This is a genomic window from Methanosarcina barkeri MS, from assembly GCF_000970025.1.
GTDB lineage: Archaea > Halobacteriota > Methanosarcinia > Methanosarcinales > Methanosarcinaceae > Methanosarcina > Methanosarcina barkeri.
This window is the reverse complement of sequence record NZ_CP009528.1, coordinates 154327-170128: the sequence shown is the minus strand read 5'-3', so window position 1 is coordinate 170128 and position 15802 is coordinate 154327. Positions and strand designations below refer to the sequence as shown.

Annotated in this window: 10 protein-coding genes and 2 pseudogenes; 6 read left to right on the top strand and 6 right to left on the bottom strand. The window is 41.6% G+C overall.

Annotated features, from left to right (window positions below):
* Positions 1 to 278: 278 nt before the first annotated feature.
* The 6 genes from pylD to MSBRM_RS00800 form a co-directional block, all read right to left on the bottom strand.
* Positions 279 to 1070 carry a 3-methylornithyl-N6-L-lysine dehydrogenase PylD gene (pylD, locus tag MSBRM_RS00825; RefSeq protein WP_141706396.1) on the bottom strand — a complete coding sequence of 264 codons (792 nt, stop codon included), beginning with the start codon at positions 1068 to 1070 and terminating at the stop codon, positions 279 to 281.
* A gap of 118 nt (positions 1071 to 1188) precedes the next feature.
* A complete protein-coding gene (gene pylC / locus MSBRM_RS00820) occupies positions 1189 to 2280 on the bottom strand; it encodes a 3-methylornithine--L-lysine ligase PylC (protein ID WP_176722112.1) in 1092 nt (363 codons plus the stop codon).
* A gap of 1 nt (position 2281) precedes the next feature.
* Positions 2282 to 3334: a methylornithine synthase PylB gene (gene pylB / locus MSBRM_RS00815; protein WP_048120618.1), complete on the bottom strand. Its 1053-nt coding sequence runs from the start codon at positions 3332 to 3334 to the stop codon at positions 2282 to 2284.
* Between the two features lie 411 nt (positions 3335 to 3745).
* Positions 3746 to 5005: a pyrrolysine--tRNA(Pyl) ligase gene (pylS, locus tag MSBRM_RS00810; protein WP_048120621.1), complete on the bottom strand. Its 1260-nt coding sequence runs from the start codon at positions 5003 to 5005 to the stop codon at positions 3746 to 3748.
* 687 nt (positions 5006 to 5692) lie between these two features.
* Complete coding sequence (locus MSBRM_RS00805; protein WP_048120624.1) at positions 5693 to 7315, bottom strand: methylamine methyltransferase corrinoid protein reductive activase; 1623 nt, start codon at positions 7313 to 7315, stop codon at positions 5693 to 5695.
* A 593-nt stretch (positions 7316 to 7908) separates the two neighbouring features.
* Entirely contained in the window at positions 7909 to 9081 is a 1173-nt protein-coding gene (locus tag MSBRM_RS00800) for an acyltransferase family protein (RefSeq protein ID WP_048154079.1), read from the bottom strand.
* Between the two features lie 293 nt (positions 9082 to 9374).
* On the opposite strand from MSBRM_RS00800, the gene mtbA reads away from it, so the two are divergent.
* The 6 genes and pseudogenes from mtbA (at position 9375) to MSBRM_RS00765 (ending at position 15635) form a co-directional block, all read left to right on the top strand.
* Positions 9375 to 10394 carry a methylcobamide:CoM methyltransferase MtbA gene (gene mtbA, locus MSBRM_RS00795; RefSeq protein ID WP_048154076.1) on the top strand — a complete coding sequence of 340 codons (1020 nt, stop codon included), beginning with the start codon at positions 9375 to 9377 and terminating at the stop codon, positions 10392 to 10394.
* Between the two features lie 987 nt (positions 10395 to 11381).
* Positions 11382 to 12035 carry a methyltransferase cognate corrinoid protein gene (locus MSBRM_RS00790; RefSeq protein WP_048156643.1) on the top strand — a complete coding sequence of 218 codons (654 nt, stop codon included), beginning with the start codon at positions 11382 to 11384 and terminating at the stop codon, positions 12033 to 12035.
* A gap of 19 nt (positions 12036 to 12054) precedes the next feature.
* Positions 12055 to 13431: pseudogene (locus tag MSBRM_RS19030) on the top strand (monomethylamine:corrinoid methyltransferase).
* Positions 13432 to 13727: 296 nt separating this feature from the next.
* Positions 13728 to 15130: pseudogene (locus MSBRM_RS00775) on the top strand (APC family permease).
* The gene (locus MSBRM_RS00770; RefSeq protein WP_048154063.1) at positions 15117 to 15386 is read left to right on the top strand and encodes a hypothetical protein; all 270 of its coding nucleotides are present in this window, start codon (positions 15117 to 15119) and stop codon (positions 15384 to 15386) included. The pseudogene MSBRM_RS00775 and the gene MSBRM_RS00770 overlap by 14 nt, the downstream one beginning before the upstream one ends.
* 12 nt (positions 15387 to 15398) lie before the next feature.
* Positions 15399 to 15635, top strand: coding sequence for an efflux RND transporter permease subunit (locus MSBRM_RS00765; RefSeq protein WP_048154060.1), 237 nt, complete (start codon positions 15399 to 15401; stop codon positions 15633 to 15635).
* The last annotated feature ends 167 nt before the right edge of the window (positions 15636 to 15802 follow it).

Here is a 15802-nt window from a genome sequence, read left to right as displayed (position 1 = left end):
CTACAGAAGATAGTTACTTACATATAAGTAAGTACTGGTTAAAAACATAAAATAAAAAATCTTATTGTGGAAGGAATATCCAGAACTCTTAGAATTAAAAACAATAGTACATAGGGTTTAAACTAATTAATAATGTTCAGAGTTCTGATTTAATAATTAACGAGTTAAAAGCAATTCCTCTTGTCCATAGCTCATCCTCTTAAGTGAAGAAGAGCATAGCGAAAAGGGCAGCAGACTGCCGAAATGCTGCAACCGGCTGCCAAAGCAAAATTAAGGTATTAGAGCACAGAATACAACATTGATACCGTTCCTATTCCAAGGGGCTCCGCTACAAGTTGAACATCATATTTATTTTTAAGTTCTTCAGAAATTGCGCAGGGAATTCCTGGGGTGGAAAGCACGCAATTCTCCGAAAGTACAGCTTCAGGAATCGTGTTTGCGCATGGGGTCGCCTCGAAGATAATGGAAAACTTTTTTGGATTCGCAGGGTCGAAAGGAATAATCCCGAGGTTTGAAACGGCTCTCTTAAGGAGTCTTGCATCAGGATCATACCCGTAAACCCTGAAGCCTTTCTGCACAAGTTGGGCTGCTCCGGGAAAACCTACCTTTCCGAGCCCCATAACAAGTACGTCCTTTGAGTCGGCTTTCAGGTATCTGGAAGCGATCTCAGCATAAATTATACCTGTGCAGGGTTGATTATTGGCCATTTTTCCATTTTTGATGTTATGAGCAAGGAAAGTGTGATCGTCTGCCATAAGGATGATCTCGGCTCCGTTCTGCACAGCTTCATAATAGCCGCTAACATCCGGCATATCCGTAACAAAACCGTCAAATCCGAAATACTGCGTAATTACATGTAAGGAAGCCGAGAAGTTTCCTATTATCCCGTTTCCTGAAGTTACAGGCACGATGCCTACTTTTTTGGAGCTAGGGGAAGTACCATAAAGAGATTGACAGACGCCTTTTATATCAAGCCCTGTTACTCTTTTCACGACAGAGTCAGCTTCCTGAAGCTGCTTATTAATATTTATCAAATCATTGGGGGTTAAAAGTGCCATTTTTATCGCCATTTCCAGTTTTAGTGCAGTTTAAGTCTTAGATTATTAAAATAAGGTTATTAATTTCCTATTTTTTAAATTGAAATTTTTAATTTTTTTAGTTTCCGTTCCTGTTCTCAAATTTGTTCATTCATACCGTCGCTCCGAAACGCTCCTTCAGAACCGAAAATCCTTTGCATTTTTTTGCTCCGGTTTCTTCCCTGTCCTTCCCCCAGAAAATCATGGTAAATACCGGGTTTTCTCCTTTGCAAAGAAAGATCTCAATGCCGGGTTCTTCATAGAATGTTCCATAGTCGCTACCCATGGAAAGTACCTGTTCTCCCACAGGAACAAGAACACCATTTTCTCCAAGCATTAGGTGCTCATAAATGCAGTATTTGTTCTCGGGAAGAGACTTGATTTCCTCAATACCATCAGTAAAGGCATGGAAAAGAAATTCTATCAGGTTGATCCCAGAAGAATAGTAAACTACTGTAGGTGTCTGACTTGGAAAGCGGGCATCGATTTCAATTACCCTGAGCCCTTTTGGGCCGAAGATTGCTTCCACATCCATAATTCCCTTCAAGGGAAGATTTGCTGCAAGATCATGGGATATCTGCCTGAATAAAGGATTAACAGGAAGCGGAGTTACCATATGGCAGTCATAAGTTTCGTCTATATGGACCTGGGTCTCTTTTACCACGGCAAAATGACTTCCGTCCCCGACAACTTCGAGAGAAACGACCTCGCCTTCCACATATTCCTCAACCAGCATGCCAAGTTCGAGGTCCTCAAGCTCTTTGTCATCATAAATTATCCTGGCTCCCACACTGCTGCTTTCACAAGGAGGCTTTACAAAATAAGGAGGGTGGGAAGGCCTGTCCTGCGGAGTTGGAACTCCTATGGACTTAAAATAATCTTTTGAGCTTTTCTTATCCCTGCTTATCCGGTAAGCTTCAAAATCGAAAAGTACCGGGCAGGAGAATTTTTCTTTTATTGAATTCAGAAATTCGATGCAGGCCAGATTTTCGTTTACAGGAAGTACAGCATCAACCCTTTTAGAGAGCTCAAGAAGTTTTTCAGGTTCCTTTATTATATCAAAACAGTAAAATTCATCCGTGTAGTTACGGATGAGAGCCTGCGGATTTTTATCCACCAGAACTACTTTTATTCCGGCTTTTTTAGATAAATACGCAGCTTCGAAGCCCTGGAGTTTCCCGCCCACAAGACAGATCGTTTTCAAGCTAGCACCCCAGGACTGCCTCAAAGTCAGCCTGCCTGGCAGGTTTCATACCCATGATTTCAAGCCTTTGGATCACGCTTTTTATATCCCTGTCCCGTTCTTTAAGTCCACGGTCATAGTTTGCAACGCCTTCCAGTTGGGAATCGGGAGGAAGGATGGAAGTAACAATATTTGCTCCTGCATTTAAGCGAAGAACCATGCCATCAATGCCTTCCAAGTCAAGGGAAGCGGGGATAAGGCGTTTAGGAAACATTAATCTAAGAACCGATATGATTTTCAGTTCCGATAGATTTGACTTATCCCTGAAACCTTCAAGAGGGGTTCCTTCCTGGGGCAGGAAAGTCATAACTCTGACCATATCAGGATCGTTTGTGCTCATTCCCCTTAAAGACAGAATGGTGGATTCGATATCGTTTCCAACGCCTGTGAGGATTCCGTCTTCTACACAGTACCCCTGTTTTTTAGCAAAACGACGTGCATTAACACGTCCATCGAATGACTGCCCAACTCTAAGTTTCCGGTAGAGCTCAGTGTCATACGTTTCCTGGTAAAGAGCCAAGAAGTTTGCTCCTTTTTCCCTGGCTTTGAGAAGAGTAGCGTTATCCATCAAGCCTGGAGAAATCATAATGGGAAGACCAAGTTCCTCTTTTACTAACTGGACAAGCTCAACGAAACGGTTCGGGTCTTCATAGTAATAGGGGTCTTCCCCCATGGTCAGGTCAACCATATGAAAACCTACTCCTTTCAGGGTTTTGCAGGTTTCTTTTATTTCTTCCATGGTCAGTCGATAGCGGTTGATCTCGTTTCGACAGTTATAGTAGCAAAAGGAGCATTGATTTTTACAGTAAGTGGAGAAATAAATGAAACAATTAAGAAATACCCTGTTGCCAAAATAATGATCTCTTACTTTTCGGGCTGCAGAATAAAGCCTTTCCAGGTCTTCTTCGGATTCAAGGGAAAGAAGAGTCCTCAGGTCGTTATCAGTTAATTGATACCCTTCAATGACTTTATCTCCCAAACTGTCAAATTCATCAAGTGCCATTTTTTGGATCAAAATTTCACCCTCTCATAGATTCTTCAGATGTTTATCGACCCTATCAGAGCCGACTGTCAACTTAATCTCACCATTTAGCTTATTTTGCCATATTGAGTTTTTACCATCCCGTTTTTGATTCAATCTTGCCATTCTACTTTTTGCCATTCAATATTGTCATTCAATATTGCCACTGATATTGCCATTTTACTTTTTGCCATTAATACTGTTATTTTATCTTTTGCCATTTGATATTGCCATTAAGTATCGCAATTCTTTTTGCCTTTCAGAGCTGCAATTCACTTTGCCATAAAGTACTGCAATTCTTTTTGACATCCAGTATCGCAATTCTTTTTTGCCATTTAATGCAGTGTATTAATACCTTCGACCTGTCTTTAGCGATATTTAGTTACTCTGGACGAACTTTCCGGCTTACAGATTGGTTGAAATCCCATTATAGTAAGATTCGGACCTTGATGCCCTCTTAATGTTTTTAAAGCCGTGCATAACCTTGAGCAAGCGTTCAAGACCAAAACCTGCACCTATCCATGGTTTGTCAATACCCCATTCTCTATCAAGAGAAACTGGCCCGACGACTGCCGAAGAAAGCTCCAGGTCCCCGTGCATTATATCAAGAGTATCCCCATAGACCATACAGGAATCTCCTACGATTTCGAAGTCGATTTCCAGATAGTCCAGAAACTCTTTGATGAGAGCTTCAAGATTTTCCCGAGTACATCCCGAACCCATCTGACAGAAGTTCACCATAGTAAATTCTTCCAGGTGCTCTTTGCCGTCAGACTCTTTCCGGTAACAAGGTCCGACTTCGAAAATTTTTATTGGGCCTGGTAAAATCCTATCGAGTTTTCGCAGATAGTTGTAAAGAGTCGGGGCAAGCATTGGCCTCAAGCAGAGATTTTTATCCACCCGGAAGATCTGTTTTGAAAGTTCAGTATCATTATTAATACCCATTCTCTCCACGTATTCCGCCGGAATAAGGATAGGAGACTTTATCTCCAGAAAACCCCGGTCTACGAAAAATTTCGTAATATCACGTTCGAGTTTACCGAGGTAGTCTTCTCTATCATTGGTATAGAGCCGCTGAAAATCGTTTTTTCTTCTTGTCACAAGTTCAGGCTCAAGTTCCCTGAAAGGCTTTGCCATATTTAGAGAAATTTTATCCTCTGGACTTAAGAGAGCCTCAACCCTATCAAGCTGGCTTCTTGTAAGTGAAGGAGCAGGAGCCGATGCGGGAACAGACGAATTTGGAGTTGATTTTGCAGGCGAAGGTACAGATCTGGATGTGTTCGTTGATGCCTTTGCAGAAACAGAATTTTCCAGAGGCTTCGGAGCCCTTGAAACTGATTTCGGCATAGCTTTTTTGACCTTTGGAGCAGAAACTACCCTAACTTTCACACTGTTTTTGCTTTCGGTTGATCTTGTGAGAAAATTATTGATATCCTCGTCCGAAACCCTACATCGTTTGCAGGTTTTTCTGTACTTATGATGTCTGAATGCTCTGGCTGTTCTACAACTCCTGGAATTATTCACAACAAGATGGTCTCCACACGCCATTTCAATGTATATTTTACTTCTTGAGACCTCATGGTGCTTGATTTTGTGGAGCGTGCCAGTCCTGGACATCCAGAGCCCGGTCGCAGATATTAAAACATCTAATGGTTTTTTATCCATAGTGTCACCCCTGGTGAATTAAAAGCCCGGATGATTTCCAAAAAATAGTATTTCAAAATCCCGGCTTACAGAGTATAAACACGGAGCCAGCAATTTGCTGACAGCTACCCGGAAAATAGAAACGATCCACACAACAGAAACAATTTATATAGTCTGGAAAAAGTCTCCAGCTTTTATAAAAGATTTCGGCGGAATGTTCTGAATGTATCTAGAATGTTATTGTATTGCCATTCCGGGATTCAGAAATATGGCGGAAACCCCGGGAATCTAACCCGGCTAAACGGATTTAGAGTCCATTCGATCTACATGATCAGGTTCCCTCCTCGGCAAAATAGATTGAACAAAGCGTTTTGCTTCCTGTATGGTGGTCTTAATTAATGGTATAAAATAATATTACTTAATATATATGTTTGTTGGTGAAAATCTAAGAAAAATAGGGTTTTTGTTTATAAATTTTTTGCGAACCCTTTCAAAAAAGGTTTGACCTAAAACAACTCAACATTAGAGTTTGAGAACTTTATCACCAGACCCTATAGGCGTCACAAACCTTTTCAAAAAAGGCTTGACCGAAAACCCTAGCAACAGCGTGGTCAACTGGCTTAACGATTGCAGATCAACGGTTGCATCTGATGAAAAAAGGTAAAAAGGGAAAGTGGGTGAGAATTTAGCCCACCATAAGTTATCTCGTTATTTCGCTGTGATTTTCAGTTTCGTTATATCGATAGCATCTTCGGGGCAGACACCGACACAGCGGCGGCAGCTTGTACCAAGACATTTCTGGCTGTCGTATTTTGCGATTCTTTGCCCATCTCTTTCTACAATTTCAAGAGCAGCTTCTGGGCATTCTTTTACACATTTTTTGCAGTAGACGCACTTTTCAACCGGGACTTCAAGGATTATGCCAATTTCTTTGAGAATGGAAAGCCCACCTGACCCGACCTCTTCTATGTCTTTGCTGACTCGCTTTTCGATGGTTACATGTTCGAGAATTTTTGGAAGAGGAGGCAGGCCGTAGAGTTCAAGCATCTGGTCATACGTCTCAAGTGGCATGCCCTGAGTCCAGTAGGAAAGCTCGCAGAGGTAGAAATTATTGAAAGTCTCGCTTGTCGCCATCATAAGGTGGTCGGCAGTAATTTTCTTTGCAATCTCAATTACGTCATCCAACCTGGATTTTTCCAGCACAAGTTCCCGAGCAAGTGCAAGCGAGGTATTTCCGAACTGAACAATTTTTTTTGCATAACCCGGTGCGGCTCCAAGCCTGCGGGCGTCTTCAGCGTCCACATAGGCTCCGGAGGCTCCTGACATATATGCGTATTCCAGGTCTTCGTACTTGATTCCGGATTCAACGATTAGGGTCATATGGGCTGCACGGATTGCCCCGATAGCCTTTCCGGCCTCTTCGACATCCTTTTCAGTGATCTCAATCCCAGGACCCAGGATCAGTTTTCCATTTGGAAGTTTAGGAAATTTTTCAATCAGCCCACCTTTCAGTGCCATGGCAAAAGCCGAGATAACTCCTGTGCCTGTGATTCCGACGGCTTCGAATCCGTAGGAATCCTTTATCTCCCCTTTAACCGGATCGATAAGATAAGCGTCCTGTTTCTCCATTTCCCTGTCAAGAACTATAATTCTCCAGTACTGTCCTTCAGGTTTTACATCACAGATCGCGCCAGGACTTGCGAGCATGCCTGAACTTATACCCTGTCCTTCAATCGCAGGTCCTGCTGCTGCGCTTGCAGTGATAATTCGATCCCCGATTTTCAGAGCCATTTCGGCATTTGTTCCGTAATCCGTGACAAGCGAAGGTTCGGGCTGGATAAGAAAATCGGTTTCAAGCATCATAGCCAGGGCGTCAGCTCCAATCTCGTGCTTTATTGCAGGGGGTACGATGATTTCACAGTTAGACAGGTATTTTTCTCCGAAAATTTCAGATGCAGGAAACACACGGGCATCTCTTTTCACATTCCGGACTCCGAGCATCTTCTGCTTGTTTTCTCCTGCATAGGCAAGGTCCCTTATTTCAGTATTCTGGAAAAGGGAAAGCTGGATAGGGTTTCCGCAGACTGCAAGCCGTTCCACCCTTGAAAGGTCAATATCGAACTGCAGGAACATTCTCCTGATTGTCTCGATAATTACCTCATGAGCCACATCTTCACCTGTTGTGATTGCAAAGTCCAGGTGATCCATAACATTTCCCCCGGGGAGGGGATGACCCATGGTTATAACCGTCTTTAAGGTTTCCTTCGTTTCAAGATCAATAAGCTGGGTTCTAAAACCGCTAGTACCCAGATCAAGTGCTATTCCATACATTTTTCAGGTCCTCCTGGAACGTATAATGTTTTGAGGCGTCCGGCAGTAGGAACTACCTCATACAGGGGCGGGATATGAGGACTGTAATTTTAGTGAAATTTCTAATTCGGCATCAATAGGGAAAGGATATAATAATTTTAGAGTTTTAATTATATAGATATAGTTAGGAATTATATAAACTATGTATCCTCTGCAAATTCAAGGACGAATTTTCCAACTATAAGAGTACGGGAATCATTTTATTACACATTTATGAAGTTGAATGTTCCTTTTGAGCATGTTTTTCATACTTGGCTAAATTTTTGGATATTCAGCACATTTGTGAAATTACTTTTACCGATATGATTGTGGAAGGGATGCTAAACTATTATTGTGAAATTACTTTTACCGATATGATTGTGGAGAGAATGCTAAACTATTACTAATTGTTTTGAGAGGGATTAGCGGCTGGTTATTAATAGCCAGTCTGAAAAATGTTATAATTTTACAACAGGCTATATGCAAAGCCAAAATGGATTCTATTCCAAAATTTAGTGATTTTTGCATTTCTTGATTAGAAAACTGAATTAGCAAGAATTCTATTTTCATCAAAATCAATCAAAAAATCGTTTCCTAAGAAAAGATTCTTTAGTTTGAATATAGTATGAGACTATAAAAAGTGCTGGAACTATTAAAATTATGGTAATACAGTCTTGTAAAAATGGAAGCATATGAATTCGATCAGCCAGTGAAACCCATAGAGCTAGAACAGGTCTATGAAAAAGATACACAGTGTATGAAGCAGTTGAAACGTATGTAATAATTGAGCTTATCATAGGGGAGAATTTATCATTGATACAAATATTTGCAATCCACAATTGCGCAACACAAAACAATATCATACTTACATTGGATGATATTGACATGACCGCAAACCTCACCACCTCATAACTCAAACCTATTGATGCAGCAAATCCTTTGATCACTGTGATTGCTAAAGAACTACTGATTGCCTCAGAACTGGTTGTAATTATAGAGAACCTCGGGTCTAACAATAAAAACAACCTATCTTGCAAGAGAACAGATAATAAAAACAAGGTGGGAATAATCGCAAAATATGGATTGTACACCCATCTATCTGAAACATTGACTCTTGACAAAACGATTCCAGCTATGAATATTGGATAATAACTAAAAAAATTCTCATGAATTATTTTGAAGATACCAGATATTAAGGCAAGAACCATGAAAACTAAGAAAGAAATTAATAGAAAACGACTTGTATTTTTTGAATAGAGCATAAGAAAAGGATAAATTAAATAGAAAATTATGATTGTACCTACAAAATGAAGAGTGAATAGTGGTGTTGAATATGTAGGAGCAAGTAGCATTTGCATACCTAGTATGTGTATTAAGAGATTACGGAAGCTAAATAATGTATTCGCATTTGATATAATGAATTGTGAAGAAAGAATACCGGAATAATCATAAAAAACGAAAGTAAAAACCGCAAGAGCAACCCAGTAAAGTGGAAAAATCCGTAAAAAACGTTTTTTATAAAAAAGTAATACATCTTTGATGGATGAAATTTTGCTGTTATTATAATGTATAAGATATCCGCTTATGAATACAAAAAGTGACAATCCAATTTTGGCAAAAAAAGGAGTAAATATTAAAATCGTATACTTGATGTATTTATATCCTAGGTAGGCAGTACTGTGTGTTAAGAGTATGGCTAATATGGCAATTGCTCTCAAAAAATCAAAGGTTAGTATTTTTTCTTTCACGGTAGCTCATAAGATTTTGAAAGTTATATATCATTTGATATAATTATTAGGAACCCTTTAATTTAAAATGTCAGTCAAAGCCTCAAATTTCCCAGCTATTTTAAGCATTTCGTCCACCGATTATAAATAAAACAAATTTACTTGTTTTGAAGGATTTTTCAGCTTATTCCGGCTGTTCAATTGATAAGTTTTTATAACATAATTTTTAATTAAAGGATATAAATACATATTTATTAAATAGTATGTATTTTTCATAATCCTACACACCTATAAAAATAAGAGAGGGATTATAAATGGCAGAATATACCCCAAAAGAAAGATTGTACCGTGCATTAAGGAAACAGCAGGTGGACAGGATGCCGGCTGTCTGTTTCACTCAGACTGCAACTGTCGAACAGATGGAAGCTTGCGGAGCCTACTGGCCAGAAGCCCATTCCGACGCAGAGAAAATGGCGACTCTCGCGGAAGCGGCACACACTGTAGTAGGTTTTGAAGCTGTGAGAGTTCCCTTTGACATTACAGCTGAAGCCGAATTTTTTGGCTGCGGAATAAAGGCTGGCGACCTGAAGCAGCAGCCATCCGTGATCAAACCCAGTGTTAAAAACCTGGAAGATCTGGAGAAATTAAAGAATTACAACCTGAAAGAAGGCAGAATTGCAGTAGTCCTTGAAGCCGTCAAGATTCTCTCCGAAAAATACGGGAAAGAGCTCCCGATTATAGGATCCATGATAGGTCCTTTCTCTCTTGCCCAGCATATTAACGGAGATGCCTGGTTTGGAAACCTTTTTACAGGAGAAGAGGTTGTCCCCGCGCTTCTGGACTTCTGCTCGGACTTCAATGTAGCATATGCAAAAGCAATGGTTGAAAATGGTGCAGACACCATAGCCATCATTGACCCGACAGCAAGCTATGAGCTTATTGGAGGAGAGTTCTACGAGAAGTATGCCCTGCCCTATCAGAAGAAGATAGTTGACGCAATGAAGGAACTCGATGTGGCTACAGTGCTTCACATTTGCGGAAACACAACTAACGGCCTTGGAATTATGGACAAGACCGGCGTAAATGGGATCAGCGTAGACCAGAAGGTAGACATTAAGACCGCGACCGGCAGTGTGAAAAACGCAATCATTGTTGGAAACCTTGACCCTGTAGCCGTGCTCTGGAACGGAACTCCTGAGGAGATCGCAGAAGCCTCAAAGAAGGCACTTGACGCAGGCGTTGGGTTACTCACCGTGGGCTGCGGGACTGTCAGTATGACCCCAACAGTCAATCTCCAGAAAATGATTGAGTGCGCAAAAAGCCACACATACTAAAAACATTGCTGAATAGATTCAGATACTGAATATATCGGACACTGATAGTGTGCCGCGTTAATGGAATTTAAAAATGGACAAGCCGGCCTTAAGCCGGCCTTATTTTTAAGAATAATCCAAAAAAATTACTTCATCAGGCTTGTTTTCTTTCATCTAATCCCGCATTTTTCAATCTCGCATTTTTCAGGAGAAATCATTATTCGGCACGCGCGTGTCAAATTATTATACAAAGACATCTTTTTAAAAAATTTACTATAGAAGGTCTTGAGGCAGGAGATTGTAAATATCGAAAAAGATTACTGCGAGTTTAGATTCTAGTATTTATACTTTTTGTTTTTATGTTTAATATTATTAAAAATTGTATATAAAAAAGAATTATAGTACAGGACTTGGAAGCTGGAGATTGCATATATAAAAGAGGTTGCGCTGGCATGAAATTCCAGTATTTATATTTTTCTTTCATGCCCATATATTGGATTTTAAGAGAAAAAAATAATGGGAATATAGTATTCGTTTATATAGTATAATTTTAATCTTTATTTAGGGATTGAGTCTTGAATATTCAGGACAATTCCAGGCAGTTCCAACAGGCATACTGTTGGGAAATTCGGGATATAAAGCTAATTCGACTGGGAAACAAATTTGCAGTTTCCGGCAAGTAAATTCCCCGGTAACAATGTCATAAGAGAAGAAATTATTCACAAAGGACCCGAACCTGTTCGAGCAAAATGGCAAATGATAGTGAATAATTTTGAATCTAAACAATCAGAAAATTCGTAAAGGAACTTCCTTGTGCCTAATGGCTGAAAAATATAAGGCAGCAGGGACCTGAACCTAAAACGAGAACCCCATGCAAATGCTCTTTTTTAGCTAGCGGAGCTAGGGTCTGTGTTCAAGCATAAAGCCTTTGCGAGAAATGACTCAGGAGACATTTTACTGCCCAACGATACTGCACAGAACTGCGAATCTCAGTGGAGGTTTACAAAAATGGCAAATCAAGAGATTTTTGATAAGTTACGCGACGCAATTGTAAATCAAAACGTTGCAGGTACTCCAGAGCTATGCAAGGAGGCACTGGCTGCGGGAGTTCCAGCACTTGATATTATTACAAAGGGCCTTTCCGTTGGAATGAAAATTGTCGGTGATAAGTTTGAAGCCGCCGAAATTTTCCTGCCTCAGATCATGATGTCTGGAAAAGCGATGAGCAATGCAATGGAAGTTCTCACCCCTGAACTTGAAAAGAACAAGAAGGAAGGAGAAGAAGCTGGACTTGCCATCACCTTTGTTGCAGAAGGAGATATTCACGACATTGGCCACAGGCTTGTTACCACTATGCTCGGAGCAAATGGGTTCCAGATCGTTGACCTGGGAGTTGATGTGCTTAATGAAAACGTTGTAGAAGAGGCTGCAAAGCACAAGGGAGAAAAAGTTCTCTTAGTAGGATCTGCTCTTATGACCACCTCCATGCTCGGCCAGAAAGACCTTATGGACAGGCTCAATGAAGAAAAACTCAGGGACAGCGTAAAGTGCATGTTTGGAGGAGCTCCTGTATCTGATAAATGGATCGAAGAAATCGGAGCTGACGCAACTGCAGAAAACGCTGCAGAAGCCGCAAAAGTAGCACTTGAAGTTATGAAATAATCCTGGGAGGCAAAAAGATATGACATTTAGAAAATCATTTGACTGCTATGATTTCTACGACAGAGCTAAAGTAGGAGAAAAGTGCACCCAGGACGACTGGGACCTTATGAAGATCCCAATGAAGGCAATGGAACTCAAGCAGAAGTACGGGCTTGACTTCAAGGGAGAGTTTATCCCGACAGACAAGGACATGATGGAAAAACTCTTCAAAGCCGGCTTTGAGATGTTACTTGAGTGCGGAATTTACTGTACCGATACCCACAGAATCGTAAAGTACACTGAAGACGAAATCTGGGATGCAATTAACAACGTGCAGAAGGAGTTTGTACTCGGTACAGGCAGGGATGCCGTTAATGTAAGAAAGAGAAGTGTTGGTGACAAGGCAAAACCAATCGTACAGGGCGGGCCTACCGGTTCTCCAATTTCCGAAGACGTGTTTATGCCTGTTCACATGAGCTATGCCCTGGAAAAGGAAGTAGACACGATTGTTAACGGTGTAATGACCTCTGTACGTGGGAAATCACCTATTCCAAAAAGTCCTTATGAGGTCCTTGCTGCAAAGACCGAAACAAGGTTAATTAAGAATGCTTGCGCCATGGCGGGTAGGCCTGGCATGGGTGTCTAGGGCCCAGAGACCTCCCTGTCCGCTCAGGGAAACATTTCCGCTGATTGTACCGGCGGAATGACCTGCACGGACAGCCACGAGGTCTCGCAACTAAACGAACTCAAGATTGATCTTGATGCAATTTCAGTTATTGCTCACTACAAAGGGAACAGCGACATCATTATGGACGAACAGATGCCGATCTTTGGAGGGTATGCAGGCGGAATTGAAGAAACAACAATTGTAGATGTTGCAACCCACATTAACGCTGTTCTCATGAGCAGTGCAAGTTGGCACCTTGACGGCCCTGTCCACATCCGCTGGGGTTCAACCAACACCAGAGAGACACTGATGATTGCAGGTTGGGCATGTGCAACAATTTCCGAATTTACGGACATACTGTCAGGTAACCAGTACTACCCATGTGCAGGACCATGCACTGAGATGTGCCTGCTAGAAGCTTCAGCCCAATCAATTACCGACACCGCTTCAGGCAGAGAAATTCTCTCAGGAGTAGCATCAGCAAAGGGTGTCGTTACCGACAAGACCACAGGTATGGAAGCCAGGATGATGGGAGAAGTAGCAAGGGCAACCGCAGGTGTGGAAATCTCAGAAGTAAATGTAATACTTGACAAGCTTGTATCTCTTTACGAAAAGAATTATGCAAGCGCACCAGCAGGAAAGACCTTCCAGGAATGCTACGACGTAAAGACAGTAACACCAACTGAAGAGTACATGCAGGTCTACGACGGAGCAAGGAAGAAGCTCGAAGACCTGGGACTTGTATTCTAAGCCGAAAGTCCAGAACCTAAAATACATACTGAAGAAAACAAAAAGCCAGCGAGTTTCTCGCTGGCTAATTTTTTTAACAACATCCAGGCGAAACAATTATAAAGACATGTTACAAATGCTAAGGATTTTTTAAAAATTACTGAGTAAATATAATAATTTAGTATTAAAAAATAAGGGGATATTAAAATGGATATCTGGACTTTAATAAACGGACTTATATATCTCCTGGCTTTCGGATTGATGGGCTGGGTCTTACTGGATGCTAGTAAGGTTTCAAAAAGAAGAGGCTGATAGGCATGTCTGAACATGAGTCTGCCAGCTTAGTGAAAACTCTGAGGCCTTTCCATGTATGGGCTCTAGGAGTTGGTATCGTGCTGGTCGGAGAATACATGGGCTGGAACTTTACCGTTGCAAAAGGAGGCGTTCTCGGGTCTTTGCTTGCCATGCTGGTTGCAGGAACAATGTATGTCATAATTTCTCTCTGTGCCAGTGAACTTGGGTCAGCAACCAAACTTGCAGGAGGACCTTATGACTGGGCAAGATTATTTATCGGGCCCGGGGCGGCTGCCAGCGTGGGACTTGCGGTATATATGGAGTACATAGCCCTTGAAGCAGCAGATGCTATTGTTGTTGCATCCATTTCGCAGAGTATCTTCCCGGAGCTACAGGTTTATCCGGTAACTCTGCTTGTTATTGCACTTCTGACTTTCATAAATTACCGTGGCGTTGTTGCAGCATTGACTCTGAACTTTGTTCTAACCATGATCGCTTTCATTGCAATATTGGCCTTCTTCTTTTCAACTGCCTTTGGAATAGGGGATATTCACCCTGAGTACCTTTTACAGGGCGCTCTACCAAACGGCATGATAGGACTCTTTGCAGCTTTACAATTCGGGCCATGGTTCTACTTAGGGATAGAAGGAGCGGCAATGTGCGCAGAAGAGTGCAAACACCCATCAAGGGCAGTGCCTCTTGGACAGCAAGCTGGGATGATTACTCTGCTCATAGGAGCGGCAATGACCCTATACTTATGTTCAGTGCTGATCCCTGCCGATCTACTTGGAGTTTCAGTGTATCCGCTTTTTGAGGCTGCACAGAACAGTGGGGTCTTTATCTTTGTTGCCCTGCTAGGGCTTGGAACATTTCTGACATGTGTTGCCAGTGCAAACGGCTGCGTTTGTGACTCTTCACGCTCCTGGTTTGCTCTCTCAAGAGACAATTACGTGTCATCCGGTTCTCAGCAGTGCATCCGAAGTATAACACTCCATACAGAGCAGTAATCTTCACGGTGCCGGTTGCAATCGGCTTTGCATTCAGTGGCTATCTTGACCAGGTAATTACCTTCTCAATTGTTTCGGGGCTGCTCTGCTACGTGTTGATTCCTTTCTCCCTGATACGCTTCAGGAAACTCTTCCCGGAGACCACAAGTAAAGTCAGACCTTTTGTGGGCCCTCTTCAGCCATATATTGCCTACTTTGCGATTGCAATTGCAATTACGATTCTTTCAACGCTGTTCTGGGGCTACAAGTACAACCTGATCTTCGCCTTTGTATTCTACGGTATTGCGTACTTCTATTTCAGCCACAAACACAAGAAATCAAACATTGAAAATAACTGGGCTGAAATGGGCTGGCCCTTACCCAAAGGCTCGGGAAATAGAAAGATCAAGAAGGAGGCAACTGGCATTGGAGACGAATGATCAGGCACTGGAAAGCAAATATCACAGCAAACTTACCGGAGACACGGCTCTCGTTGTAGGCATGCTTGCTTTGCTCATATGCGTGGAAGGATTTATAGCATACAAGATTCTCTCCGAGACATGGGAGATTGCTTCAGGTTTCTTCTACCTCTACGTAATCTTCATAGGACTGATCGTTTTGATCGAGACTATAGGGTGCCTGAAGGTAAGAGAATCAATCAAAACCCACATGTTCGAGTTCAAATATTATGATTGAGGAGACAGGAGTATGGCAGAAAAGAGCATTATTGCAGAAGTCTTTGACATCTTATTTATCTTCGTGCTTGCCTTTGCCTGTGTGGTAATTCCTACAGAACTCCAGGGAGCAGTACTCGTTTCCTGGGAAGAAGGAGGATCTGGGATAGGCTTTGTCTGGGACCCTGTTGGTTTCTTCAGCCTCTTGCTGGTGATAGTTGCTTTCTTTGTTGTGATTTTATATCACTCAGTAAAGCACTATAAATACTGAAAAAAGAGTACTTAATAGACTAACTGCCTGAAGGAACAATTCAGGCAGACAATCTTTTTTTAAAATTAAGGCAGAATATTATCTATTTCAAGAGTACTTAAGGTTTTCAAGAGTACTTAAGGATTATATTCTACCATATGAGCATGATCTCCCTGAAAAGAGGGAGT